Annotated in this window: 23 protein-coding genes; 1 reads left to right on the top strand and 22 read right to left on the bottom strand. The window is 44.6% G+C overall.

Annotation, left to right across the window (positions count from 1 at the left end; genetic code table 11):
• Positions 1-54: 54 nt before the first annotated feature.
• From sfsA to lepA, 13 genes are all read right to left on the bottom strand, one after another.
• Entirely contained in the window at positions 55-729 is a 675-nt protein-coding gene (gene sfsA / locus T355_RS0107980) for a DNA/RNA nuclease SfsA (RefSeq protein ID WP_027397294.1), read from the bottom strand.
• A 16-nt stretch (positions 730-745) separates the two neighbouring features.
• Positions 746-1,456 (bottom strand): hypothetical protein, encoded by a 711-nt coding sequence (locus T355_RS0107975; protein ID WP_155851695.1) that lies wholly within the window; start codon positions 1,454-1,456, stop codon positions 746-748.
• Positions 1,457-1,685: 229 nt separating this feature from the next.
• A complete protein-coding gene (rpsU, locus tag T355_RS0107970) occupies positions 1,686-1,868 on the bottom strand; it encodes a 30S ribosomal protein S21 (protein WP_027397292.1) in 183 nt (60 codons plus the stop codon).
• Positions 1,869-1,994: 126 nt separating this feature from the next.
• Entirely contained in the window at positions 1,995-2,342 is a 348-nt protein-coding gene (locus T355_RS0107965; RefSeq protein WP_027397291.1) for a histidine triad nucleotide-binding protein, read from the bottom strand.
• A gap of 34 nt (positions 2,343-2,376) precedes the next feature.
• Positions 2,377-3,678: a tRNA (N(6)-L-threonylcarbamoyladenosine(37)-C(2))-methylthiotransferase MtaB gene (mtaB, locus tag T355_RS0107960; protein ID WP_027397290.1), complete on the bottom strand. Its 1,302-nt coding sequence runs from the start codon at positions 3,676-3,678 to the stop codon at positions 2,377-2,379.
• Positions 3,678-4,427: a 16S rRNA (uracil(1498)-N(3))-methyltransferase gene (locus tag T355_RS0107955; protein ID WP_027397289.1), complete on the bottom strand. Its 750-nt coding sequence runs from the start codon at positions 4,425-4,427 to the stop codon at positions 3,678-3,680. Before T355_RS0107955 ends, mtaB begins: the two co-directional genes overlap by 1 nt.
• Positions 4,428-4,429: 2 nt before the next feature.
• Positions 4,430-5,365, bottom strand: coding sequence for a 50S ribosomal protein L11 methyltransferase (gene prmA, locus T355_RS0107950; protein WP_027397288.1), 936 nt, complete (start codon positions 5,363-5,365; stop codon positions 4,430-4,432).
• 77 nt (positions 5,366-5,442) lie between these two features.
• The gene (gene dnaJ / locus T355_RS0107945) at positions 5,443-6,606 is read right to left on the bottom strand and encodes a molecular chaperone DnaJ (RefSeq protein ID WP_027397287.1); all 1,164 of its coding nucleotides are present in this window, start codon (positions 6,604-6,606) and stop codon (positions 5,443-5,445) included.
• Positions 6,607-6,723: 117 nt separating this feature from the next.
• Positions 6,724-8,574, bottom strand: a complete 1,851-nt coding sequence (dnaK, locus tag T355_RS0107940; RefSeq protein ID WP_027397286.1) for a molecular chaperone DnaK — start codon at positions 8,572-8,574, stop codon at positions 6,724-6,726.
• A 48-nt stretch (positions 8,575-8,622) separates the two neighbouring features.
• Entirely contained in the window at positions 8,623-9,216 is a 594-nt protein-coding gene (gene grpE / locus T355_RS0107935; RefSeq protein ID WP_027397285.1) for a nucleotide exchange factor GrpE, read from the bottom strand.
• A gap of 25 nt (positions 9,217-9,241) precedes the next feature.
• A complete protein-coding gene (hrcA, locus tag T355_RS0107930) occupies positions 9,242-10,267 on the bottom strand; it encodes a heat-inducible transcriptional repressor HrcA (protein WP_027397284.1) in 1,026 nt (341 codons plus the stop codon).
• 150 nt (positions 10,268-10,417) lie between these two features.
• Positions 10,418-11,569: a radical SAM family heme chaperone HemW gene (gene hemW, locus T355_RS0107925; RefSeq protein ID WP_027397283.1), complete on the bottom strand. Its 1,152-nt coding sequence runs from the start codon at positions 11,567-11,569 to the stop codon at positions 10,418-10,420.
• Between the two features lie 295 nt (positions 11,570-11,864).
• The gene (lepA, locus tag T355_RS0107920; protein WP_027397282.1) at positions 11,865-13,661 is read right to left on the bottom strand and encodes a translation elongation factor 4; all 1,797 of its coding nucleotides are present in this window, start codon (positions 13,659-13,661) and stop codon (positions 11,865-11,867) included.
• Positions 13,662-13,849: 188 nt separating this feature from the next.
• Between lepA and rpsT the strand changes: the two genes are divergently transcribed.
• Positions 13,850-14,113, top strand: a complete 264-nt coding sequence (gene rpsT, locus T355_RS0107915) for a 30S ribosomal protein S20 (protein WP_027397281.1) — start codon at positions 13,850-13,852, stop codon at positions 14,111-14,113.
• A gap of 58 nt (positions 14,114-14,171) precedes the next feature.
• On the opposite strand, the gene holA is transcribed toward rpsT, so the two are convergent.
• From holA to T355_RS0107870, 9 genes are all read right to left on the bottom strand, one after another.
• Positions 14,172-15,242, bottom strand: a complete 1,071-nt coding sequence (gene holA / locus T355_RS0107910) for a DNA polymerase III subunit delta (protein ID WP_027397280.1) — start codon at positions 15,240-15,242, stop codon at positions 14,172-14,174.
• A 28-nt stretch (positions 15,243-15,270) separates the two neighbouring features.
• Positions 15,271-17,619: a DNA internalization-related competence protein ComEC/Rec2 gene (locus tag T355_RS13955; RefSeq protein WP_051555467.1), complete on the bottom strand. Its 2,349-nt coding sequence runs from the start codon at positions 17,617-17,619 to the stop codon at positions 15,271-15,273.
• A gap of 54 nt (positions 17,620-17,673) precedes the next feature.
• The gene (locus tag T355_RS0107900; RefSeq protein WP_027397279.1) at positions 17,674-18,273 is read right to left on the bottom strand and encodes a ComEA family DNA-binding protein; all 600 of its coding nucleotides are present in this window, start codon (positions 18,271-18,273) and stop codon (positions 17,674-17,676) included.
• A 144-nt stretch (positions 18,274-18,417) separates the two neighbouring features.
• Positions 18,418-18,915, bottom strand: coding sequence for a preQ(1) synthase (gene queF, locus T355_RS0107895; RefSeq protein ID WP_027397278.1), 498 nt, complete (start codon positions 18,913-18,915; stop codon positions 18,418-18,420).
• 39 nt (positions 18,916-18,954) lie between these two features.
• Complete coding sequence (locus T355_RS0107890; protein WP_027397277.1) at positions 18,955-20,673, bottom strand: GGDEF and EAL domain-containing protein; 1,719 nt, start codon at positions 20,671-20,673, stop codon at positions 18,955-18,957.
• 154 nt (positions 20,674-20,827) lie between these two features.
• A complete protein-coding gene (locus T355_RS0107885) occupies positions 20,828-22,765 on the bottom strand; it encodes a TRAP transporter permease (protein WP_051555466.1) in 1,938 nt (645 codons plus the stop codon).
• Between the two features lie 26 nt (positions 22,766-22,791).
• Positions 22,792-23,328, bottom strand: coding sequence for a DUF1850 domain-containing protein (locus T355_RS0107880; protein WP_051555465.1), 537 nt, complete (start codon positions 23,326-23,328; stop codon positions 22,792-22,794).
• A gap of 6 nt (positions 23,329-23,334) precedes the next feature.
• On the bottom strand, positions 23,335-24,285 hold the full coding sequence (locus tag T355_RS0107875) for a TAXI family TRAP transporter solute-binding subunit (RefSeq protein WP_051555464.1): 951 nt from the start codon (positions 24,283-24,285) through the stop codon (positions 23,335-23,337).
• A 160-nt stretch (positions 24,286-24,445) separates the two neighbouring features.
• Positions 24,446-25,186, bottom strand: coding sequence for a tRNA threonylcarbamoyladenosine dehydratase (locus T355_RS0107870; RefSeq protein WP_027397273.1), 741 nt, complete (start codon positions 25,184-25,186; stop codon positions 24,446-24,448).
• Between the last annotated feature and the right edge of the window lie 3 nt (positions 25,187-25,189).

The following is a 25,189-nucleotide window of genomic DNA, read 5'->3' as shown; positions in this document are numbered from 1 at the left end:
AATAAATATAGCCCCTTTGCCCTACAGGGCAATTAGAGGCTAATTAGAAAAAAATTAAAAACTTCCACTTATTCGTTTTTTATCCACTGTCAAAGAATCAGGCTTTATCGTGCAGCCCAGTGTTAAAATCTGTACTTCTGCAGCCCTTGCCTGCTCCATGGCTTCCCCAAAGGCGGGATGGGTTTCAATATTTGGACGAACCTCACTGACCTTAGGCATTTGCACCACAAAGGCAATTCCAGCCCAATACCCTTCCTTTTTTGCCTTAATAAGCTCATGTATGTGCTTCACCCCACGCTCTGTAGGGGCATCGGGGAAAAATCCTATGCCATCTCTTTCAAGAGTACATCCCTTTACCTCAAGTAAATACTTTTGCCCTTGGCACTCCATGTAAAAGTCTATTCTGGAAGCACCATAGGTGTACTCCGGCTTTATATAGTCAAAGCCCTGAGCGGCCAGCCATTCTGCCATAACCTTATTAGGAGCCTGACTATCTATGTTTATAAGGCCCAATCCTGCTTTCTCCACAGCTATTAAATCATAACGGGTTTTGCGATTAGGGTTGTCTGCCTCTGAAAGCACCACATCCACTCCGGGCAGGAGAAGTTCCTTGCACCTGCCCGTATTTTTTACATGCACCGTTTCCAACGTACCATTTATTTCAACCTTGGCTACAAAACGATTAGGCCGTTCAATAAACTTAGCCCATATTACTTTTCCATACTGCATATATTTCTCCCAGTATTTATCCCTTCCGCAGGCGATCAGCGGCTTCTTTTATTTTCCTCTGATCCACTTCCACTTTATTCATGGCCCGAAGGGAATTCTCAAAGTTCTGATAATTTACTCCTGTGGAGCTGTCCACACTGTCCTTCCACTCGTTCAGGAGCATAGCACTGCCTATAAGCATAGCTATATTTCTGGTCTGGTCACCACCACAAAGTAAGGCCTGTGCTGCAAGGAAAGTTCCTTCGTCCCTTCCACGGGCAAAGCATTCATCCTTTAGCATAACCAGCTTCTTGGCCTCTGCCAGACGGGCATCCTCAGCAGGTATCATATTAAAGAACCTGTTGGCATCTATTTCAGGCATCTTCACTGTCTTGCCGGAATTGCCCTTCTGCATTACCATATCCACCGAGGAATCATATCCAGCGGTGGAAGCGTTTATGCCGTTTACATTTACCAGCTCCGCCTCTACTCCATAATCATTGAGCAGCTCGTGGGAAACTGCAGCCGCCCGGCTGCTCAGTTCAAAGCCTGCCATGTAATAAGAAATCATCTTTTTGTAGGAATTCTGAATTTCCTTCTTGGACGGAGCAAAGAGGCTGAAAATATTAAAGGCCTCCGCCCGGCTGTTTAAACCCATTTTAGCGGTAAAATCATTTTGCACTATCTGCCCCAGGCCCATATTCAGGCCTACCGCCAGGGCAATAGCAACTGCCAATTTCTTTTTCATATCCATCACCCTTTTTCCATTTTTCCATTATTCTTACCCAAAGAATAACACGCAAAAAAAGTAACCGCAATACGTCAAGCCCTTATTTAACGCAAGTTTAATGAGTAATGAGCTTTTATAATTTATTTTTTAAACATTTATAATTAAATTTTAATCATTAGAAAAGGCTATAACCATCCCATGGAAACGGGACGACTATAGCCTTTAATTTCATATTAAGCTTTAATAATTAAGCTCTAAACTTGCGCTTACGAGCTGCCTCAGACTTCTTCTTACGGCGAACACTTGGCTTCTCATAATGCTCACGCTTTCTAACCTCAGCGATGGTACCAGCTTTCTGGCTCATGCGCTTAAAGCGGCGGAGTGCGCTGTCAATGCTCTCGTTCTTACCAACTTTAATTTCGTTTGCCATCTATTTTTCCCCCCCTCCAATTGACTTGGGAGTGTATTTCATAACTACACCCGATTATTATACACAAAGATTTTAGCCATGTCAATATTTCATGGGAATTAATCCCCCATGCCCCAATGGTGTATGTTAACCTGGAGGCCACTGCATTGAACGACCACCTAACAGGTGGAAATGCAAGTGGTTGACGGTCTGGCCGCCTTCTGCGCCAGTATTGGCAACTACGCGGAAGCCACTATCGGCAACGCCCTGTTCCTTTGCAATCTTAGGAATAACCTCACAGAGAATATGGCCTGCCAGATCCTTGTCCTCAGACTTTAAGGCTGCAATACTAGCAACATGCTTTTTAGGGATAACAAGCACATGTACTGGTGCCTGAGGCTCCAAATCCTTAAAAGCAATGACTTGGTCATCCTCATATACAACAGTGGAAGGAATTTCCTTATTTGCAATTTTACAAAAAATACAATCTGCCATTTTGGTACACCTCCCTTTACATTATGCTTAAATGTTACTCACACCTCTGTATTTTACCATATAAGCCGTCTTTATACAATTTTTCGAGGCGCACTTTATATAGTTCCCCGGTCTCAACTTCATCATCGGTATAAACCCGAATATAAGTATCAGTAAGTCCATCCGTAATACCATCATTATTGGTTTCAAAGAGGACCTCCTGAACTGTGCCCAAATACTGGCTATGGAAATCCTCGGCCATCTGCTGGGCCAGGGCTTGAAGTCTGTGTACCCTATCCTTTTTCACCGGCTCAGGCACCTGATCCGGCATCTTGGCAGCCGGAGTACCCGTTCTTGGAGAATATGGGAATACATGCATTCTGGCAAAGCCAAGGGTCTTTATATACTCAAGGCTTTCAGCAAACATTTCCTCTGTCTCTCCTGGGAACCCCACAATAACATCGGTGGATATAGCCACACCTGGAACACTTTCCTTCACATTTTTTATTAGACTGGTGAACTCATCCCGATTATAGTGGCGATTCATCTTTTTCAGCACCTCATCTGAGCCCGCCTGTAACGGCAAATGAAGATGATGACTGAACTTAGGATGATTCTTAATCAGATCCAGTAGCTCCTTAGACAGTTCAATGGATTCCAAGGAGCTTAGTCGAAGCCGACGAAGGCCAGGCAATTCCAATACCGCCTTAGCCGCATCATAAAGGGATGTGCCATCCTTGAAATCCTTGCCATAGGCACCAAGGTGAATACCAGTCAGCACGATTTCCTTAAAGCCGTGGTCCAGCAGCTTTTTGGCTTCACTGCGAATGCTTTCCAGCTTGCGGGAACGAAGGGGCCCTCTGGTATAAGGGATAATACAATAGCTGCAAAAATTGGTGCATCCCTCCTGAATTTTAAGGAAGGCTCTGGTTCTTGCAGGCATTTCATAAAGAGGAATGTCCTCAAAATCCCGTGCCTTCATAATATCATCGACCCTGTCAATAATACCATCCTCTGCCATGGCCTGCTCAACATAGTTTACAATATTGGCACGGTCACTGGTACCAAGAACAACACGCACCCCCTCAATGGCCTTTACTTCATCTGGAGCCGCCTGGGAATAACAGCCAGTGACGGCAATAATTGCTTTAGGATTAAGGCGCTGTACCCGGCGAATAAGCTGACGGGACTTCTTGTCACCAAAGCTGGTAACAGAGCAGGTATTAATAACATAAACATCAGCCACATTGGTATTGGGAACAATATCATAGCCGGACTGCTTAAAAAGTCCTTCCATGGATTCCGTTTCAAACTGGTTTACCTTGCAGCCCAGCGTTATAAACGCCACTGTCGACATTAATTTCTACCTCCTAAATCACCTTTTTCATACTGGATAATGGACATGGCGGAAATAGCCGCCGTTTCTGCCCTCAAAATTCTGCTGCCCAGACTTACGGAAGGTATCCCCAGCTTTTTGGCATACTCCGCCTCATCAAGGGAAAAGCCCCCCTCCGGGCCAATAACCACAGCAAACCGTTTCTGGCTGCACTTTGCCAAAAACTCCTTTATTCCGGTCTGCTCCTCATTTTCGTAGCACATACAAAGGGCCACATCATCCTGATGAGCCGCCATTTCCTTCAGCCATTGCTTCAAAGGTTGAATTTCCTCCACTTCAGGGAGACGGCTTCTGCCACACTGCTTTCCAGCCTCATTGGCAATCTTCTGCCATTTATCACGCTTAGTCTTGGCTTTCTTGGCATCATAGCGCACGACACAGTTATCGCTGGTCAGGGGCACAATGGAGTTAATGCCCAGCTCCGTAGCCTTCTGGGTAATAAGCTCCAGCTTATCTCCCTTGGGCAGACACTGAGCCAAAGTAATCTCCACATTGGATTCGGTATTTTCATCAATATATGCCACCAGCTTCAACTCCACCTTATCCTCTGTAAAGCCAGTCATGACATATTCCCCAACCCTGCCTTCATCATCAGCCACCACAATATGGTCTCCCTCTTTGGAACGCATCACCCGAGAAAGGTGATGGGCATCAGGGCCGGTTATGGTTATATTTTCTTTTAATAAATCAGATATAAAGATTCTTCTCATTATTAAGCCTGCTTCTTAAACGTTATGCACGCCCAGCCCTTGTTTTCCATGCGCTTAACCACACCGTAGCCATGGGCCGTAGCAGCATTTATCACATCGTCAATACGATCCTCAATAATACCGCTGGTAAGGAGAGTGCCATCCTCCTCAAGATGGTCGTCCAGCTGATCAAAAAGACGAATTATAATGTCAGCCACAATATTAGCAATTACCAGATTGGCCTTGCCGTGAACATTCTGCATCAAATCGCTCTGGGCAACTGAAATCACATTTTCCACGTGATTTTCCTCCAGATTTTCCTGGACGATTTTCAATACGGAATCATCGTAATCCACTGCCTGAATATCCTTTGCTCCCAGCTTGGCAGCAATAATTGACAAAATACCGGAGCCTGTGCCCACATCAAAAACCTTCATGCCTGGCTGCACCAGCTTTTCCAGTTCGCAAATGCACATGGATGTGGTGGCATGAGTGCCCGTTCCAAAGGCAGCTCCTGGGTCCAGCTCCACAACGATTTCATCATCCTTTGGCTCATATTGCTCCCAGCTAGGCTTGATAACAATGCGATCTCCCGGCTTTTCTGTATGAAAATACTGCTTCCATGTATCTGACCAGTCCTCATCTGCCAGCTCGCTGGTGGTAATAATACCAGGTGCAATGCTTACGCCACGGCCTTCAAGGGCCTTGACCTCCTGTTTGAAGGTCTGGAGCTTGCCCTCCAGTTCTCCATCCACTGCCAAATATGCCTTTTCTGTAACCACCTCAGTTTCAGTGGCAATAGGAATATCTGTATAATCCCATTTGCCGGAGGTAATATAGTCGTTTACCAGCTCTGGATCCTCAATAACCACCCCGGTGGCACCCAAGTCATTGAAAATCTCTGCAATAAGCTCCGTAGCCTCATGGGTTGTCTGAATGCTTATTTCACACCACTTCATATTTCTCGCTCCTTAAAAATTCTCCTATACATGACGAATACCCTAGACGCATAATGCGCCCAGGGTAAATACATCAATTAATTCTTAAACAACTTCTTCATCTTATTAAAAAAGCTGTCCTGTTCAGGATTTACTTTTTTCCCGCTGATTTCGCCAAACTCCTTCAGGAGTTCCTTCTGCTTATCAGACAGCTTCTGTGGAGTCAGAACCTTGATACGAACGTGCTGGTCTCCAAAGGAACCAGAACGCCTCAAAATAGGAATTCCCTTGCCACGGAGACGCATAATGGTGCCGGACTGAGTACCAGCTGCCACCTTCATCTCAACCTTCCCGTGGATAGTAGGCACCTCTATGGTGTCACCCAAAGCAGCCTGAACAAAGGAAATAGGTACCTCGCACATTACATCAGCGCCCTCGCGGCTAAACAGCTCATGACGCTTAATGTAGATATATACATAGAGATCACCGTTGGCACCGCCGCGCTTACCAGCCTGGCCACCGCCAGCAACTCTGATGCGCTGCCCCTCGTCGATACCAGCCGGGATATTAACCTTGATCTTCCGCTGAACCTTCTTCTGCCCCTTGCCACCGCACTCCTTACATGGAGTTTTTACAATCTTTCCAGTACCACTGCAACGACCACAGGTGGAGGTACTCATCATACGGCCCAATGGGGTATTGCGTACAGTCTGAACCTGGCCAGTTCCATGACACTGCGGACATTCCTCAGGGGATGTTCCCTCTGCAGCACCAGTACCATGACACTTCTCACAGTTCTCAGTACGAGGAATGTTAAGCTCCACTTCCTTGCCAAATGCAGCTTCCTCAAAGGTAATCTCCAAGTCATAGCGAAGGTCTGCCCCCTGCTCAGGACCAGGACGACGGGAACGGCCGCCAAAGCCACCGAAGCCGCCACCACCGCCAAAGAAGGTTTCAAATATATCTCCAAAATCTCCGCCGCCAAAGCCGCCGAAGCCGCCACCGAAACCACCAGCTCCACCGCCGGGACCGTCAAAGGCTGCATGGCCAAACTGGTCATACTGTGCCTTCTTCTGAGGATCCTTGAGAACGTCATAAGCCTCGTTGATTTCCTTCATCTTGGCTTCTGCTTCTTCCTTGTTATCACGGTTACGGTCAGGATGATATTTTATAGCCATCTTGCGATATGCTTTTTTTATTTCAGCCTCGGAAGCACCCTTCTGGAGTCCCAGGACCTCATAATAATCTCGCTTTTCGCTCATATAATCCACCTTATCCTATCAAGTATGGGCTGCCACCATAAGGCAGCAGCCCATATATACTACAATACTTTTATGCATTATGCAATAGCTGCATCTATGCCTTCAATAAAATCGGGATTACTTATCTTCCTTAACCTCAGTGAAGTCTGCATCTACTACATTATCATCCTTTGGCGCCTGCTGGGCACCTGCACCGGACTGACCGCCCTGTGCTTGCTGAGCCTGCTGTGCAGCCTGATATGCTGCAGCGCTGATTTCGTAAAGTGGCTGCTGGAGCTCTTCAGTAGCCTTCTTGATAGCTTCGTTATCAGTACCCTTCAGTGCTTCCTTAACCTTCTCTACGCCAGCCTTAACCTTTTCGATCTGAGCCGCATCAGCCTTGTCGCCCATCTCCTTAATAACCTTCTCAGCCTGGTAAACCATGGAGTCAGCATTGTTGCGGATTTCAATGTTTTCCTTCTGCTTCTTGTCCTCTGCTGCGTGAGCCTCAGCTTCCTTAACCATGCGGTCAATGTCTTCCTTGCTCATGCCACTGTCAGACTGAATGGTAATATTCTGGGACTTGCCGGTACCAAGATCCTTAGCGGATACATGTACGATACCATTGGAGTCAATATCGAATTTAACCTCAATCTGAGGGATTCCACGAGGAGCTGGTGGGATATCAGTAAGATTGAAACGGCCCAGAGTCTTGTTGCCTGCTGCCATCTCACGCTCACCCTGGAGTACGTGAATCTCTACTGCTGGCTGGTTATCAGCTGCGGTGGAGAATACCTGGCTCTTGGAGGTAGGAATGGTGGTGTTACGCTCAATAATCTTGGTGCAAACGCCGCCCAAGGTCTCAATACCAAGGGAAAGTGGAGTTACATCCAAAAGAACTACGCCCTTCTCGTCATAATCGCCGGAGAGAACGCCGCCCTGGATAGCAGCACCAACAGATACGCACTCATCAGGGTTAATACCACGATGTGGCTCCTTGCCAAGATACTTTCTGATAGCTTCCTGAACTGCTGGAATACGGGAAGAACCACCAACCAACAGAATCTTGTCAATATCGTTGCCAGTGAGGCCAGCATCTTCCATAGCCTTACGGGTAGGAACCATGGTGCGCTCAACCAGATCAGCAGTGAGCTCATCAAACTTAGCACGGGTAAGGGTGAGGTCAAGATGCTTAGGACCGGAAGCATCAGCAGTGATGAATGGCAGGTTGATGTTGGTGGACATCATGCTGGACAACTCAATCTTAGCCTTCTCAGCAGCCTCAATAACACGCTGTGCGCTCATCTTATCTGCGGACAAATCAATGCCGTTTTCCTTCTTGAATTCCTCAACGATCCAGTTCATAACAGCCTGATCGAAGTCATCGCCGCCCAGATGGGTATCACCATTGGTAGCACGAACCTCAAACATACCGCCATCAATATCGAGGATAGATACATCGAAGGTACCACCACCAAGGTCGAATACCAAAACGGTGTGAGCATCTTCCTTATCAATACCATAGGCCAGTGCAGCAGCAGTAGGCTCATTGATAATACGGAGAACCTCCAAGCCTGCAATCTGACCGGCATCCTTGGTAGCCTGACGCTGGCTGTCGTTGAAGTATGCTGGAACAGTGATTACTGCCTGGGAAACGGTCTCACCAAGATAAGCCTCTGCGTCAGCCTTCAGCTTCTGAAGAATCATAGCAGAAATCTCTGGTGGAGTATAGCTCTTGTCATCTACAGTAACGGTGTAGTTCTTCTCACCCATGTGACGCTTGATGGAAGCGATGGTACGGTCAGGGTTGGATACAGCCTGACGCTTTGCCAGCTGACCTACCAGACGCTCACCAGTCTTGGTGAAGCCAACAACAGATGGGGTAATACGGCTGCCCTCAGGGTTAGTGATAACTGTAGGCTCGCCGCCTTCCATAACAGATACAACAGAGTTAGTTGTTCCTAAGTCAATACCAATAATCTTAGACATTTTATATTTCCTCCTTAAAAGTAACAAACTATTTTATTAAAACAAGCCTTAATTAGATACAACCTGAACCATGGAAGGTCTGATAACCTTATCCTTTACCATGTAGCCCTTTTGAAGCTCCATGACAATGGTATCGTCCTCCAGCTCAGGATTCTCCACACGCATTACTGCCTGATGGAAGTTTGGATCAAACTTTGCATCCTTGGTTTCAATCTTTTTCAGCCCCCGGTTCTTCAAAATTTCCATGAGCTGATTAAATATCATATCCACGCCCTGCTGGAAAGCTGCGGCATCAGTAGCCTCAGCAGCCATAGCGCGTTCAAAATTGTCAACCATTGGCAAAAGCTCAGTAATAAAATTCTGAACTACCAGAGCTGACAACTCTTCCTTTTCCTGGCGGGTACGACGACGGAAATTTTCAAAATCTGCCTGAAGTCGCTTATATCTTTCCTCATCCTCAGCCAGCTTTTCCTTTAATTCCTCCAGCTCATCCTTTTCCTCCGGAACATCCTCTACAACCTCAGTTGCAGCTTCAGCATCGGCAAGCTCCTCAGAAGATTCATCATGTTCATCAATCTCCCTCTGCATTTCCTCTAACTTTTCTTCATCCTTTTTCTTAAGCTTGTCTTTATCGAAAGGCATTCTGTTTTTTCACCTCTTTAGTATTCTACCAATTCAGCCTTTTTACGACTTCATTGAGATTTTGGTTCATATAATTTAAAAGGGACATTGTACGTCCATATTCCATTCTGGTTGGCCCAAGAACTGCCAATGAGCCAAGCAATTCTCCATCCAGATGGTATGTTGCAGTAATAATACTACAATCCTTAATGCCGCTGTATTCATTTTCCTGTCCTATGGATACGGTAAGACCATCTCCCAAATGGGAACGAAGAATATCCTTCATGAGCTGATCCTCCTCCAGCATGAGCAGAATCTCCTTAACCTTATCCACATTGTGAAATTCCGGCTGTGTCATCAGCTCCGTGGTGCCCCCCAAATAGAGGCGCTCCTTGCGGTCTGAATCCAATGCCTTGCTAATGAGGTCAAAGGCTGAATCATAAAGGCCCTTATCGCCTATAGCGGATTCTATCTGCTTCAAGCTCTTGGTATGAATGGTCTCCAGTGTGTGACCAGATAAATGGCCATTGGCCACCTGAGCCATACGCTGAAAATCTTCAAAGGACGCGCCATCCGGCATTTCCATAATGCGGTTTTCCACAAAGCCCGCATCAGTCATCAGCACTGCAATGACCCGGTGATCATCCAACGGAAGGAACTGCATACATTTAAAAGCTGCCTTTGAAATCTGTGGTGCCAACACCAGAGACACATTCTTGGTCATCTTGGAAATCAGCTTGGCCGTTTCCTGGAAAACCTGGTCTATGCGCTGAACCTTGGTCTTGTACCACTTATCAATGATAGCCTTTTCAGCATCAGTCATAGGCTTAACTGGCAGAAGAGAGTCTACATAAAGACGATAACCCTTGGAAGAAGGGATACGGCCTGATGATGTGTGAATATGTTCAAGATATCCCAGCATCTCAAGGTCTGCCATTTCATTTCTTATAGTTGCAGGACTTACGCCCAAATCATACTTACGGGCCAAGGTTCTTGATCCCACTGGCTCCGCTGATGATATATAATCCTGAATGACGGCCTGCAGTATATGCTGCTTTCTCTCATCAATCATAACAATCTCTCCTGTTGTTAGCACTCCATGTTGCTGAGTGCTAACTTCTATAAAGACTATAAACCTAAAGAACATAAAAGTCAATAAGTCAAGACAAAATATTTGACTTTTTACAATACAAAAGGTTTTATACGTCCAAAACTTGGTAATCTATTCAATTATGAATGCTCCAAATACCATATTGCCGTATTTCATACCCATTGGAGTTAAAGATAATACCCCATCATTTTCCTGCAAAAGGCCTTTGGCCGTCATTTCTTTTATGGCATTGCCAAAGACTTCATAGATGTCCCGATTGAATTTTTCCATGAATTTTTCCTTGTTAATGCCCTTAGTCATGCGCAAACCCAGAAAACAAAATTCTTCCATGTGGGCCTTTTCGCTGACAGCCTCCTCCACAATATGAAGGAATTTGCCCTCTGCTGTGGCCTTAATATATTCACAAATGTCCACTGGATTTTCATAGCGGTTTCCCCGCCAGTAGGAATGGGCACCAGAGCCAAATCCAAGATATGGTACATCCTGCCAATAAAGGGTATTATGGCGACTATAATATCCATCCATAGCATAATTGGATATCTCATAGCGGCTAAAGCCATGGGCCGGCAAATACTCCACTAGATAATCGTACATTTTCTCCACTGCTTCGTCATCCGGCAGCTCCAATCTGCCCATTTCCTGTTGCTTTGCCAGCACTGTACCTTCCTCCAGCTGAAGCCCGTAAACAGAAATATGTTGAATGCCTAACTCCATGGCCTTGTCCAGTGATTTCTTAAGCATATCCAATGTCTGCCCCGGCAGGCCATACATAAGGTCGATACTGATATTATCAAAACCAGCCTTTTGGGCCAGCCTAACCTTTTCAATTGCCATGCTGCTTTTGTGAATCCTGCCAATGCGCTGCAAGCAGCCATCATCAAAGCTCTGCACGCCTATACTTACACGCGTTATGCCATTAGCCTTCATTAAATGAAGTTTTTCTTCATCTATGGTGCAGGGATTTACTTCCATGGTAAATTCTGCCACATCTTTCACCTGCATATTAGCACGAATAGCTTCAAACAGCATTTGCATTTGAGATAAATTCAAATGACTGGGGGTTCCGCCACCAATATAAATAGTATGGGGAGTCAATTTCCCCTTTTCAGCGATTCTTTCTGCCCCCAGCTCCATTTCATGGTGCAGACTGTTAAGGTACTCATCTATGTACTTCTCCCGCCCCGCAAAGGATGGGAAATCACAATAAAAGCATTTCTGCTTACAAAAGGGGATATGGATATATACGCCAAAATCAGTTGTCATAACCTACACCAGCTCTATTATAGTCATAAAAAAAGAGGTATGTGATTACATGGCAATACGCACACACCTCTATTATATAGTCGTCGAAAGGGTGATTGTCCTGAGACATTAGGCTGAGGAACGTTAATAAACTGTTTTTTTCATACTTACACAGTGAGAAAACATCCACTGTTTGAGCGAAGCAACACCAATCGTATAAAGGCGAGCGAGTTTGGATTTTTCTCACTGACTAATTGAAAGAAAAAAATAGTTTTAGTGACGAAGCCGAGCGAAGGACAACACTCTTTTGACGTATTTAATCTATATTGAGTATCGCCATGAATGCTTCCTGTGGCACCTCTACCCTGCCCACAGCCTTCATGCGCTTTTTACCTTCCTTCTGTTTTTCCAGCAGCTTGCGCTTACGGGAAATATCACCGCCATAGCACTTGGCCAAAACGTCCTTACGCAATGCACGGACATTTTCACGGGCAATAATCTTATTGCCAATAGCTGCCTGAATTGGAATCTCAAACATCTGCTGAGGAATAATGGTCTTCAGCTTAGCAGCCAGAGAACGACCACGGGAAGCCGCATTATCCACATGAACAATGGTAGACAGAGCATCCACCGCTTCACCATTCATAAGGATATCCAGCTTAACCAGCTTTGCCGGCTGATAATCCGCCAACTCATAATCGAGAGAAGCATAGCCTCTGGTGGAGGATTTCAGCTTATCAAAATAATCATAGATTATTTCACTAAGAGGAATATGATAAATTACCATAACCCGGTTTACATCCAGATAGTCCATACTCTTGAACTCACCGCGCTTATTCTGGGAAATCTCCATAACAGCGCCCACGAAATCCTTTGGAACGATTACAGTGGCTTTAACGAATGGTTCCTCGATATGGTCAATAGTGGTTGGGTCAGGCAGGTCGGATGGATTATCCACCGTTACCATTTCCCCGTCAGTCTTAAATACGTGATAAATAACACTTGGAGCGGTTGTTATAAGCTTCAGATTATACTCACGCTCCAGACGCTCCTGAATAACGTCCATGTGAAGCAGGCCCAAGAAGCCACAACGATAACCAAAGCCAAGGGCAATGGAGGTCTCTGGCTCAAAAACCAGGGCAGCATCGTTAAGCTGCAGCTTTTCCAAGGCATCCTTTAAATTATCATAATCTGCACTGTCCACAGGATAAAGGCCGCAGTACACCATCGGAGTAACGCCCCGATAACCAGGCAAAGGCTCAGTAACGCCGCCCTCAGCAAGAGTTACAGTATCACCAACCCGCACATCACGAACCTGCTTAAGGGAACCAGCCAAATATCCTACAGAGCCGGGCCCCATTTCCTGAAGCTCCGTGGTCTGAGGACGGAAGCAGCCAATTTCTGTAGCATCAAACACCTTGCCTGTAGCCATCATTTTAAGCCCCATGCCCTTTTTAAGAACGCCGTCCATAATACGGATATGGGCAATGGCACCCTTATAGGAATCAAAATAGGAGTCAAAAATCAGCGCACTTAAAGGTTTGTCCGCCTCTCCTGATGGTGCAGGAATACGCTCCACAATGGCATCAAGGATTTCCTCGATACCCTGCCCGGTTTTGGCAGAAGCCAAAATTGCCTCAGAGGCATCCAGGCCAATAACATCCTCAATCTCCTGCTTAACTCTGTCGGGATCCGCGCTTGGCAAATCAATCTTGTTAATAACAGGAATAATTTCCAGATCATGCTCCAAAGCCATATAAACATTGGCCAGAGTCTGAGCCTCGACGCCCTGGGCAGCATCTACAATCAGCAGGGCACCCTCACAGGCAGCCAAGCTACGGGAAACCTCATAGGTAAAATCCACATGGCCCGGTGTATCGATAAGATTCAGGCAATACATTTCCCCGTCCTTGCCCTTATAATCAATGCGCACCGTCTGAGCCTTGATAGTAATACCACGCTCCCGCTCCAAATCCATATTGTCCAGCACTTGATTTTCCATTTCACGCTTGGAAAGGGTACCTGTATATTCGATAAGACGATCGGCAATAGTGGACTTGCCATGGTCAATATGAGCTATAATTGAAAAATTACGAATTTTCTTTGTATCCATAATCTCTTCCCTTCGAGTTAAAAGTAAACACAAATAGTCAAATTATTATAACCCAGTTATTAATATTTTTCCATATTTATATAGAAAAAACTCCCATTGACAGAAAAATAATCATAAATAAAATGTTGCATTTTTCATTTTACCATGCTAGAATACATAGGTACTGAAATTTCAAGGGGGTGAACTAATTGCCAAACATTAAATCTTCTATTCTGAGTGTAAAGACTGACGCGAAGCGCCATGCTAAGAACCTGGCTGAGAAGTCTCGCGTAAGAACTGCTTCCCGCAAGGTTATGGACGCTGTTGAAGCTGGTAACGTTGAAGAAGCAAAGGCCCTCCTTGCACTTGCATGCAAGACTATCGACCAGGCTGCTGCAAATCATGTATATCACAAGAATTGTGCAAGCCGTAAGAAGTCCCGTTTAGCTCGCAAGGTTAACGCAATGGCATAATGATTCGCATGAAATAAAAGCCTGTCTCCCATGGAGGCAGGCTTTATTACATTGCACTTTATTTATTATTGGCACAAAGACTAATGATTACCCCTTCCACCTCAGCATTATCCAGACGGCCTGTTTTGGCTCCCAAATCACACTCTGCCAACTGGAGGAAGGCATTTTTAAGGGTTTCCTCTGAAAAGCCCTGACATTCTCTAATTATTTTTTTTATTATAAAGGGGTGAGATACCCCAATGGCCTGTCCCAAGGCCTTATCCCTAAGCCCCTTGTTCAGCATGGTTTTCGCCTGCCACATCTGACGAACGAAATGTACCAGCTGACCTATTATAGGTACTATATATACTCCCTGCTCCTGCTGCTTATTAAACAGGTACAGGGCTTTTTTTATGTCGTGATTGCTTATGGCATCATTCATGGCAAAGCCGTAAATCTCCGGCATATCAGAAAAGACCTGTACCAGAGTATCACGATCTATCAGCTTCTGCTCCGGCCCCATAAATAGGGAGAGCTTTTCCATTTCCTTATCTAAAAAGCCCAAAGGAATATTCTCCATCATACTCACAGCCCGGACAAAATAGGCATGGGCCTCCCTGTCCATGGTTTTATGAATCTCCTGGAGCTTCCCCTGAAGCCATTCATCAATATTATAGGCCTTTACTGACGCAGCCTCCATAATCTGAGCGTGCTTGGAAAATTCCTTATAGAGCTTCTTCCTGCCATCCGCCTTTCCCCGAAGCTCAAAAATAACAATGCTGAAATCAGGCATATTGGCAAACAGCTTATATAGACGATCCTCCATTGCAGATGCCTGCTTGGCAGAGTCCTTGCCAACAGCTTCATTTTCTGCACTCTTTTTTGCCTTAAACATGATGGCATCTCTTACAATAATTACATTTTTAGGCGAAAAAAACGGCACTGTTTCCACCATACCAACAAAATCCACAATAGACAGACTGGTGCCGTCTACAAGCTGTACATCCTCAACATTATATCCCTTAGGAAACAAGGTATTTAAAATTGCTTCTTCAGCCTTCTGTATATAATAGGATTCCTCACCGGACAATAAATAAAGCCGGCTGACATCACCTTTTTTTAAGCGTGTTTTCAATTCCCCAAAATTCATATAATCACCTTCGTATATCATACAGTGCTTATTTATCATACACTATTTGAGCATCAACACGCAATTTTTCTCCATCACTATAAAATACAACCGCCCCATTTTCATCTGTTCTCAAAACCTTACTGTCAGTACAGCTTTCCAGTCTTTGCAAAATTTCTTTTTTAGGATGACCAAAGCTATTGCCATATCCCACACTGATAACGCTCCATTTAGGCTTTACTGCCCTCAGGAACTCCTGGGAGCTTGAGGTATTGCTTCCATGATGGCCCACCTTCAAAACTGTACTTTCCAGAGGTGTCCCCCTGCTGCACAATATGCTTTCATGTTCACTGGACAAATCCCCGGTAAAAAGAAAGCTATGCTTACCATAGGATACCCTTATCAAATTAGAAAACTCATTTCCCGTACTTCCACCGGTTTTATTTTCCTCCGGAGCATATAATACCTGAATCCGTACACCGTCAAGGTTCATCTCAGTACCTTCCTTAAGAACCACCATGGGCTCTGTTTTCACGGCCGGATTTAAGCCACCAAAGGTTTTTAAATAGGCCTCCTGGCCTTCATGGCCTATCATAACAGCCCCCACTGGTATTTTTCCCAATATGCCACTTACTCCCTTGGCATGATCATCATGGGCATGGGTAAGCATTATAAAATCCAGCTTTCTTACCCCATAGTGAAGCAAATATGGCACATCCACCCTGGCACCTATATCATAAGCCCCCTGACGGGTACCTCCCGTATCAATCATAAAGGCATGCCCATTTGGAGTTATTACAAGAGCCGCATCACCCTGCCCCACATCAATAAAGTGAACCTGCATTTCATTTGGCCTAATTGCATAGCTAATTACAGCTACAGCCAACAGCAACGCCACTCCACCACCAATTATTTTTCTGTCTTTCCTTTCGTTTTTTACAATACAACACAAATTGCTGAGCTTATTGCGAAAATAAGCTCTTTTATCCTCAGGCATAATAAAAATTAACAATAATACATAGTACATCCCCCAAAATGTTATGCAAAGGGTTGGCAAATAGACCTGACTCCCCGGCAGCCTGGCTATAAGGCGGGTTAGCTCGTATGCCAAGCCCAAAAGCATAGAGGATACAATAAAAATGAACTGCCCCAGCACCGGAAGAAACCCAACCAAGACACCTGCCAGCAGGCTTATCACAATAATCAGTTCCACCACGGGAGCCACCACAAGATTTGCCAGCAAGGAACTTATGGATATTACATTGAAGTACCAGGCCATGAGGGGCAAAACAGCCAGCTGTGCACCCAAGGTTACTCCCAAAGAATCAGCCATATAATGAGGTAAATACTTTCTCAAATATCTGCCAATTAGCGGTGATATATAAAGCAATCCAGCCGTAGCCCCAAAGGATAGCTGAAAGGATATATCAAAAAGGGAAAGTGGCCATATCAACAATAATCCCAAGGCCGTAACGCTCAAAATATGCCGGGCATCCTTTTCCCGTCCCAAAGACAGGGCCATAACAGTTAATATTCCCATAATTGCCGAGCGAATAACCGGGGTGGTAAAGCCTGCCAACAAACTGTATACTACAATAATCACTGTTGCCAAAAGGGAAGTCAGGCCACCACTCAATCCCAGTAATCGCCCTATAACATTGGCGGTGCCAGCCATCAAAGTGATATGGGAACCGGATACTGAGAGAATATGAATCAAGCCTGTAATCGTAAAGGCCTCTAGCAGCTCCGGCTTAATACCTCCATAACCTCCAAATAACATGGCAAATATGGCAGCACTGTCCTCTCTGGGCATAACAGCCTCCAGCTGACTTTTATATAAATGACGTATTTTCTCAGCCACCCGTGACATTATATTTTTTTCTTGCCCCGTAAGCTCAATGCTGTATTTCCCTGCAGACATCTGACCATGAATTCCCTGGGCAAAATTGACCGTTATCATATCTATACGCCCGGGATTTTGATAGTCATGGAGCTTCATCAATTTACCGCTGACTTTGATTTGATCCCCTGAACGACCATATTTTTCTTCGCCGTATTCCCCTTCCCTCAACAGCCCCTTATGAGTATCGAAAGAAGTATCATTGGCATACAAAATAATTTTTCCGTGGGTATCGGTCCATTTCCCTCCTACAAGAACCTGATTACTGGCTATTACATATTTTATATGACGCTTACCAGCATCATCAATACGCATCGCAGGTGCATTCACCAGCTCTCCCACCACTGTAATCTCCCGCTCCGCCCATTGGCCAATATCTCCCTGATCCATATTCATGCCGGGTAAACAGGCAAACTTCCTTCCAAGTAGTATTGCCACAATAAGCAAAGCCAGCAACCCGTTTACCAATACCTTAGGTGACAGCCGTCCATTAAACATATTGTTCTCCATCATTCTTCCGCATCGAATAAATCCCATTTAAATATCAGCAAGTTAAATGGTTATTTTAGGCGCCATTTTTTCAAACTTCGCCTTGCCAATCCCCTTGATTTTCTTTAAATCTTCTATATCCTCAAAAGTACCGTTCTGAGCTCTGTAATCAATTATTCTCTGGGCTGTTGCCTTGCCTACACCTGGAATCCTTGTCAATTCCTCAATGCCGGCTGTGTTGATATTGATTTTGCCATCAGCCGATTCCCCTTTTCCTGGTAAGGCAGTCCCCTGCCCCATTCCCTCACTACCGGGATTCATATTCCTTGACTGTACCTTTATCTGCATCCCATCCTTAATCCCCTCCGCCAAATTAATGTTTTCTGCATTGGCATTGGGAAGCAGGCCTCCACAACTGTTTATGGCATCTCCCACACGACTGTTGGGACTTAGCAGCACTACTCCAGGATTCTTCACCGCCCCACAAACATATACTGCAATATTAGCTGCTCCACCACGCTCCTCTGTGGTATTATCCAGTGTCTGTCCGCTGGTTGCCCCGTTTTCAAGGTTTTCATCACTGCCCAGTTGCCAATAGATTATACCAACTGCAAGTAATAATATCCCCGCTAACATTAGTAGTGATTTTTTAACAATATCCATGTTCTCACCTTCTTTTTTAATTAAATTATATATCATTATTAAATATTTTCAATATGATACTCTATTTATTTTTCTATTTTAATGTAAAAAAATACCCCTGCATAAAATATACAGGAGTATTCTAAACACTCATTAATAATTATTTTATCGGTTATCCACTTTGTCCATAAAGGCCAAATCATGCTGCTGAAATCTGTGCCAGGCCAGCTCCTCAAACTTGGTTCCAGGGCGACCATAGTTGGTATAAGGATCAATGGAAATACCCCCCCTTGGAAGGAACTTGCCCCACACCTCAATATACTTTGGGTTCATAAGCTTAATAAGATCCTTCTTGATAATATTCACCACATCCTCATGGAAATCACCATGATTGCGGAAACTGAACAAATACAGCTTCAGTGACTTGCTTTCCACCATCTTAATATCAGGTACATAGGAAATATAGATGGTAGCAAAATCCGGCTGCCCTGTAATAGGGCACAGGGAAGTAAATTCAGGACAGTTGAACTTTACCCAATAGTCATTGTCTGGATGCTTGTTATCAAAGGTCTCCAGCACCCCCGAATCATATTCGAAACCATATTTAGTATTCTGATTGCCCAATAGGGTAATCTCCGGCATTTCTTCCTTATCTCTTGGCATAAAATCTCCTAAAACAAACTACAACTTTACAAAAACACTCTATTCCGCGCGGGTGGATTCACCTTTAAAATATTTCAATTCGAAGTTTTCCGGCGACTCAGGACGACCAAACAAATATCCCTGAATACAGTCAGCATGGCATATATCCCTAAGGAGGGCATATTCCTCCTCGGTTTCCACGCCTTCTATACAACACTTGATATTAACACTATGGCACAAATCCACAGTAACCCCTACAAGTCGACGGTCAAAGGCATTATCCTTCTCTGTAATGTGAGTAACAAAGGCCCGGTCAATCTTTACGATATCACAGGACAAATTTTTCAAATAAGCCAAAGAAGAATAGCCTGTACCAAAATCATCCATGGCAATCCTTATACCCAGCTTGCGGAAATCATCAAACTGGCGGTTAATATTGCTCCAGTCAGACACGATGGTTGATTCCGTCAGCTCCAGCACGATTTGCTCCGGGGCAATCTCATACCGCTTTAGACAATCCACCACAAAATCCTTGAAGGAAGCATCCTTAATCTGCTCATAGGACAAATTGATGCTGATGCTCATGTCCGGATTAATCTTCTGCCACTCCTTGCATTGCTTAACAGCAGTTTCAAAAATCCAGTGTCCCACCGGAATAATCATCTTAGTTTCCTCAAGAATACGGATAAATTCCATTGGTGAAACCATGCGTCCCTTAGGATTGCGCCAACGAAGCAAAGCCTCCGCACCAATAATTCTATTTTCCTTGGCGCTGACCTGGGGCTGATAAAACAGAGAAAATCCTTCACAGCCCCGCTCAATACTTACCCTGAGATCATCACGCATACTCAGTGAACGTATCCAGCGATTGTAGTTCTCCTTTGAGAAAATACAATTCTTGTTTTTACCATCCTTTTTGGCCAAATCCAAGGCAGCCTCTGCATGCTTATGAAGAACCAGATAGTCCTTGCCAGCCTGAGGGAACAACACAGTACCACAGGAAACAGTACAGAAAAATTGCTTGCCGTCAATATTATGAGGACGGGCAAAGCTTTTCTGAATACTTCCGTAAATATCTTCAACCTTTTCTGTGTCCACATCCTGTATAACCAGGGCGAATTCGTCACCGTCCATCTTATACAGCATTACCCCAGCTGGTAATACATCTGATATCATCTTTGCAGCCAGCTTCAGCACCTCATCACCGTAGTGACGGTTATAGGTTTCATTAACAATTTTAAAATTATCGATTCCGAGCACCATCAGAGCCCCGCCGGTTCCATCCACGCGATACCGGTTCAAGGCTACCTTGACAGCATGTTCAAATTGATACTTGTTCAGCAATCCCGTAAGCTCATCGGCATGATTCCTCTGGGCCAGCTTTTTGATACAGCCAAGAAACAAGAAAGGCTTATCCGTACGGGTATCAAAGGCATACTGCCCCCGACAACGCACCCATACGTAATCTCCTTTTCTGTTCTTCACACGATATTCATAATCGTGACCAATATTAGCCTTTCTGGATTCCGGTATCTTCATGGATTCATAAAAACCGTCCAAATCATCCGGATGAATCAACGGGGTCCAATAACGATCCATATCGTAGAAGCACTCACTGGGAACCTCAAAATCATTGACCATATTCGCCGACACAGTAATCAGATTCTCATCAATGTCCGTAGCAAAATAGTAATCATCCGTGGTTCGCTGAATCATTTTGAAAAATAAGGATATTCGTCTGAGAATAGAGCCTTGTGGGATATTCGTACGCTTATTCATTGATATCACTCATCCCCCAATCGCAGATACTAGCACTCTTATATACAATGATATACAAATTCCCCTGTTAATTCAATATTTTTAGCTAAAAAAGAAGCACCCTGAATTACATTTTAAAAGTAATTCAGGGTACTATTTTTCATGAAATTAAATGTTATGCACCAACAGGTTCAGAATCCTTGTGACGTTTTCTCTGCAACAGCAAAATTGCCATGAGAATAATCATACCTGGAATATCGGTTTCAACACCAGGAATGATCATCAAAATACCACCTACAAAGAGGATAACTCTTTCAATAGGCTTGCTGTGATCTGCCAGATAGCCAATCATTGCAGAGCTTACACCCACCATTCCCAATATTGCCGTGACCGTGGAGAATATTAATCCAAAGGCCGTGGCATTTATCATCAATATCATTGGCGACATTACAAATATATATGGTATGATGAAGGCTCCTATAGCCAGCTTCGACGCATTTACACCTGTCATCAGCGGTTTACCACCACTGATACCCGAGGCCGCATAGGCCGCCAAGGCTACAGGTGGTGTTACATCCGCAATTATTCCGAAGTAGAACACGAACATGTGGGCAGCCAATACTGGTACACCCATCTGCACAAGAGCCGGAGCCGCAATAGTTGATGTAATTACGTAGTTTGCGGTGGTAGGAACGCCCATGCCCAAAATGATTGAAGTAATCATGGTAAAGAACATTGTAAGGAGCAAATTGCCTCCGGACAATGCCAAGAGACCAGATGCCAGCTTCAAGCCAATACCAGTCTTGGTTACAACACCAATAATGATACCTGCGGAAGCACATGCAATAACAACGCCCAATACATTACGGGCACCAGCCTCCAAGCCCTTGATAATCTCGATTGGCTTCATGCGGGTGGACTTTCTTAAAGCAGATGCCACAATAGAAAGCACAATTGCTACCAGTGCAGCACGCATTGGAGTATAACCGGTTACCAACAGATAAACAATAACTACCAGCGGAATAGCCAAATGACCGCGTTCCTTGAAGATAACCCATGCCTTTGGCAGCTGATCACGAGGTACACCCTTCAAATTATTGCGCTTGGCTTCCAGATGAACCCCCAGCCACAAGCCTGTAAAGTACAAAATTGCTGGAATTACAGCAGCTGCGACGATATCAATATAAGGCACACCTACAAACTCCGCCATGAGAAATGCAGCAGCGCCCATTACTGGTGGCATCAGCTGACCACCAGTGGAGGATGCGGCCTCAACTGCTCCCGCAAATTCCTTGCGATAGCCCAGCTTTTTCATCATTGGGATAGTAAAGCTTCCAGTGCCGGCAACATTGGCAACGGAGCTTCCGGATACAGTACCCATAAGAGCACTGGAAAGTACAGCTACCTTTGCCGGGCCGCCACTGGCCCAACCAGCAATTGCATTAGCAATATCAATAAAGAATTTGCCCAATCCAGTTGATTCCAGATAAGCACCAAACAAAATAAACAGGAATATGAAGGTCGACGATACACCCAACGGAATACCAAAAATACCCTCAGTAGTAAAATACAAGTGACCTACCAGCTGTTCTATGGACAATCCTCTGTGAGCAAGAACACCAGGCATATAAGGTCCTGCAAATGCGTAAGTTAAAAATACCAACACCACAACAACCATTGGGATACCAACTACACGGCGAGTGGCCTCCACCACCAGCAGCAGACCGAGAACACCAATTATCATATCTGTAGGTGTTACCATACCAGCACGCATGGCCAGCTCACGGTACATAATACAGATGTAAGCAGGTGCTGCAGCACCCAATATTGACAGAAGTACATCAAATGGGTGGACTTTGGTTCTGGACCAGGATTTTCTGGTAGGATAAAGTAAATATGACAGCGCCAAGGCGAACCCTAAATGCACAGCTCTCTGGAGCTGGGCATCCAGTACACCAAAGATAGCGGTATATAACTGGAATACTGAAAACGTAATTGCAATGGCCGAAACGATCTTGGCCATAACCCCTGTATACAGCATAGTATCTGACTCTTTATCGTACTTTTTCAGCACTTCGGCGGCCAGTTCTTTTTCATCTTTTTCTTCTGCCATAGCTGTATAATCCCTCCTTCTTACCGTTACCTTAAAAAGGTCTTATATCTAGGTATAATAACAATATCTATTTTTTGACCAGGCTCAAACATTTCATAAAGCTCAAATTTCTGATCATCAACCGTAACCGTCAGCTTAGTACCCACTCCAGTACGCAGGTTCAATTCATTGAAGTGACGGTTCATATCATCCATAATAAAGGCATTTCCTTCCTGTCGAAAGGCACCATCTGACTCCATAAAAGGCAATCCAACACCAAAGGAATGATATTTGGTGGAATTCAGCACAAAACCTTTTAGCTTCTCATCGGGGACGAGAAACTCCTCCACTAAAGTCTTTTGTACTGAATGTATAAAGCTTATTTCCAGTTTGGTTTCTGGTGTAACATTCATAGTTACAACTTTTTGAGTTTCATTTCCATATATACTGAGCATTGGCCTTGTCAGCCACCAACCGGTACAGCACAAGACCAATACCAGTATACATGATACAAGTATTCTTTTTATCATTTTAAAAAGGGGAGCTGAAAGAATAGCTTCTATAACAGCTCCCATAGCTTTCATATTCTCTTACTCTTTAAAGAACTTCTCAGCACCGGCATTCATAGGAATTGGCATACCCTTAACTGCGCCTTCCTTGCTAATAGCCTTTGCTGCTGCATGTGCTGCCTGAATGCGATCAAGGTGAGTGAAGAGAGCCTTGGTGATTTCATAACCAAGAGCATCGTCAACCTTGTCAGAGCATACGAGCATAGCCATAACAGAAATAGCCTCTACTGGCTCAGTCATGCCATAAGTACCTGCTGGAATAGTAACCTTGGTGTAGAATGGATACTTGGCAATCAAAGCATCAGCCTTTGCAGCCTCTACAGGAAGCAGACGAACCTTGTTCTGGGAAGCGATATCCTGTACTGCAGCAGTAGGATAACCAGCGGTGAGGAATGCTGCATCAACGTTACCGTCCTTTAATGCGCTTGCAGCCTCACTGAAGGAAAGGAACTGCTCATCAATATCATCATAAGTAATGCCATAAGCGGCGAGAATCTGACGTGCATTGGCCTCAGCACCACTACCCATAGCACCTACAGCAACGCGCTTGCCCTTCAAATCTGCAATTGTCTTGATGCCCTTACCATCAAGAGTTACAATCTGACAGGTCTCTGGATACAGAGTAGCAATACCCTTAATGTTTTCTACCTTCTTGCCTTCGAACATCTCTGTGCCGTTAGCAGCATAGTAGGTAATATCGTTCTGAACGATAGCCAGATCCACCTGACCTTCTTTCAACATATTGATGTTTGCTACAGTTGCACCAGTACTCTGAGCGCTTGCGTTCATGCCCTTAATCTCATTGTTCAGGATCTCAGACATTGCGCCACCGATTGGATAGTAGGTACCAGCAGTACCACCAGTAGCAATGTTCAGGAATTTCTTACCGCCATCGCCGCCGCAACCTGCAACCAGTGCAATAATTGTCACCAGCATGACGCTTAACAGAGAAAGTTTGCCAAACAGTTTCATTTCTTATTCCTCCTTATACATTTACACCTCAAAACCCCTTATAAAGTTTTGGCATACAACAAATAATATTATATCATAATATTATTTTATTGTCATAGTAGATATAACAAAATTGTTAAATTATAATGTATACACGGAAATAACCAAACCAAGGCTAATTTTATCGTTCAATTAACCCATTACACAGATCCTTCACTACCTCACTGGCTACGATAAGGCCGGCAACTGAAGGAACGAACGACACGCTGCCTGGAACAGCCTTTTTTGATGCACCATTGGAAATATCATCTGTCTCCCCAGATTTTTTCTTTGGCTTAATAGGTTCTTCTTTGGAATAGACCACCTTAAGCTTCTTCACTCCCAGCTTTTTCAGCTTCTGACGCATCACTCTTGCCAAGGGACACACGCTGGTTTTATATATATCCGAAACCTCAAATTCTGCCGGATTCAGCTTATTGCCAGCTCCCATGCTGCTGATAATCGGTATTCCCATTTTATCAGCCTGCACAGCCAAGTCTATTTTGGCTGTCACTGTGTCTATGGCATCCACAATATAATCAATCTTCCCCTTGAGGAATTTATCCCGGTTATCTGGCAGATAAAAATCCTCAATTGTTTCTACCACCGCCTTTGGATTAATCTCCTTTATGCGTTCAGCCATAAGCCTGGTCTTGTACTGCCCCACTGTACTTGTGAGTGCATGTAACTGCCGGTTGATATTGCTTACACTGACTACATCATTGTCTATAAGCAAAAAATGCCCGATACCGCATCTGGCCAAGGCTTCAACGGTATATGAACCAACACCACCAACACCAAAAACAACTACACGGCTACCGGACATCTTCGTCAGAGCCGCTTCTCCCAGAAGCAGCTCTGTCCTTTCAAAACGAGTTTCCATAAA

It is taken from the genome of Anaerovibrio lipolyticus LB2005 (genome assembly GCF_000621545.1).
Lineage (GTDB): Bacteria > Bacillota > Negativicutes > Selenomonadales > Selenomonadaceae > Anaerovibrio > Anaerovibrio lipolyticus_A.
This window is presented reverse-complemented; position numbering and strand designations above follow the sequence as displayed.

What these genes read in the sequence shown, in the direction of transcription:
- sfsA (WP_027397294.1), bottom strand. Translation starts at nt 729, where the DNA reads ATGCAGTATGGAAAAGTAATATGGGCTAAGTTTATTGAACGGCCTAAT.
- T355_RS0107975 (WP_155851695.1), bottom strand. Translation starts at nt 1,456, where the DNA reads ATGAAAAAGAAATTGGCAGTTGCTATTGCCCTGGCGGTAGGCCTGAAT.
- rpsU (WP_027397292.1), bottom strand. Translation starts at nt 1,868, where the DNA reads ATGGCAAACGAAATTAAAGTTGGTAAGAACGAGAGCATTGACAGCGCA.
- T355_RS0107965 (WP_027397291.1), bottom strand. Translation starts at nt 2,342, where the DNA reads ATGGCAGATTGTATTTTTTGTAAAATTGCAAATAAGGAAATTCCTTCC.
- mtaB (WP_027397290.1), bottom strand. Translation starts at nt 3,678, where the DNA reads ATGTCGACAGTGGCGTTTATAACGCTGGGCTGCAAGGTAAACCAGTTT.
- T355_RS0107955 (WP_027397289.1), bottom strand. Translation starts at nt 4,427, where the DNA reads ATGAGAAGAATCTTTATATCTGATTTATTAAAAGAAAATATAACCATA.
- prmA (WP_027397288.1), bottom strand. Translation starts at nt 5,365, where the DNA reads ATGAAGTGGTGTGAAATAAGCATTCAGACAACCCATGAGGCTACGGAG.
- dnaJ (WP_027397287.1), bottom strand. Translation starts at nt 6,606, where the DNA reads ATGAGCGAAAAGCGAGATTATTATGAGGTCCTGGGACTCCAGAAGGGT.
- dnaK (WP_027397286.1), bottom strand. Translation starts at nt 8,574, where the DNA reads ATGTCTAAGATTATTGGTATTGACTTAGGAACAACTAACTCTGTTGTA.
- grpE (WP_027397285.1), bottom strand. Translation starts at nt 9,216, where the DNA reads ATGCCTTTCGATAAAGACAAGCTTAAGAAAAAGGATGAAGAAAAGTTA.
- hrcA (WP_027397284.1), bottom strand. Translation starts at nt 10,267, where the DNA reads ATGATTGATGAGAGAAAGCAGCATATACTGCAGGCCGTCATTCAGGAT.
- hemW (WP_027397283.1), bottom strand. Translation starts at nt 11,569, where the DNA reads ATGACAACTGATTTTGGCGTATATATCCATATCCCCTTTTGTAAGCAG.
- lepA (WP_027397282.1), bottom strand. Translation starts at nt 13,661, where the DNA reads ATGGATACAAAGAAAATTCGTAATTTTTCAATTATAGCTCATATTGAC.
- holA (WP_027397280.1), bottom strand. Translation starts at nt 15,242, where the DNA reads ATGAATTTTGGGGAATTGAAAACACGCTTAAAAAAAGGTGATGTCAGC.
- T355_RS13955 (WP_051555467.1), bottom strand. Translation starts at nt 17,619, where the DNA reads ATGTTTAATGGACGGCTGTCACCTAAGGTATTGGTAAACGGGTTGCTG.
- T355_RS0107900 (WP_027397279.1), bottom strand. Translation starts at nt 18,273, where the DNA reads ATGGATATTGTTAAAAAATCACTACTAATGTTAGCGGGGATATTATTA.
- queF (WP_027397278.1), bottom strand. Translation starts at nt 18,915, where the DNA reads ATGCCAAGAGATAAGGAAGAAATGCCGGAGATTACCCTATTGGGCAAT.
- T355_RS0107890 (WP_027397277.1), bottom strand. Translation starts at nt 20,673, where the DNA reads ATGAATAAGCGTACGAATATCCCACAAGGCTCTATTCTCAGACGAATA.
- T355_RS0107885 (WP_051555466.1), bottom strand. Translation starts at nt 22,765, where the DNA reads ATGGCAGAAGAAAAAGATGAAAAAGAACTGGCCGCCGAAGTGCTGAAA.
- T355_RS0107880 (WP_051555465.1), bottom strand. Translation starts at nt 23,328, where the DNA reads ATGAAAGCTATGGGAGCTGTTATAGAAGCTATTCTTTCAGCTCCCCTT.
- T355_RS0107875 (WP_051555464.1), bottom strand. Translation starts at nt 24,285, where the DNA reads ATGAAACTGTTTGGCAAACTTTCTCTGTTAAGCGTCATGCTGGTGACA.
- T355_RS0107870 (WP_027397273.1), bottom strand. Translation starts at nt 25,186, where the DNA reads ATGGAAACTCGTTTTGAAAGGACAGAGCTGCTTCTGGGAGAAGCGGCT.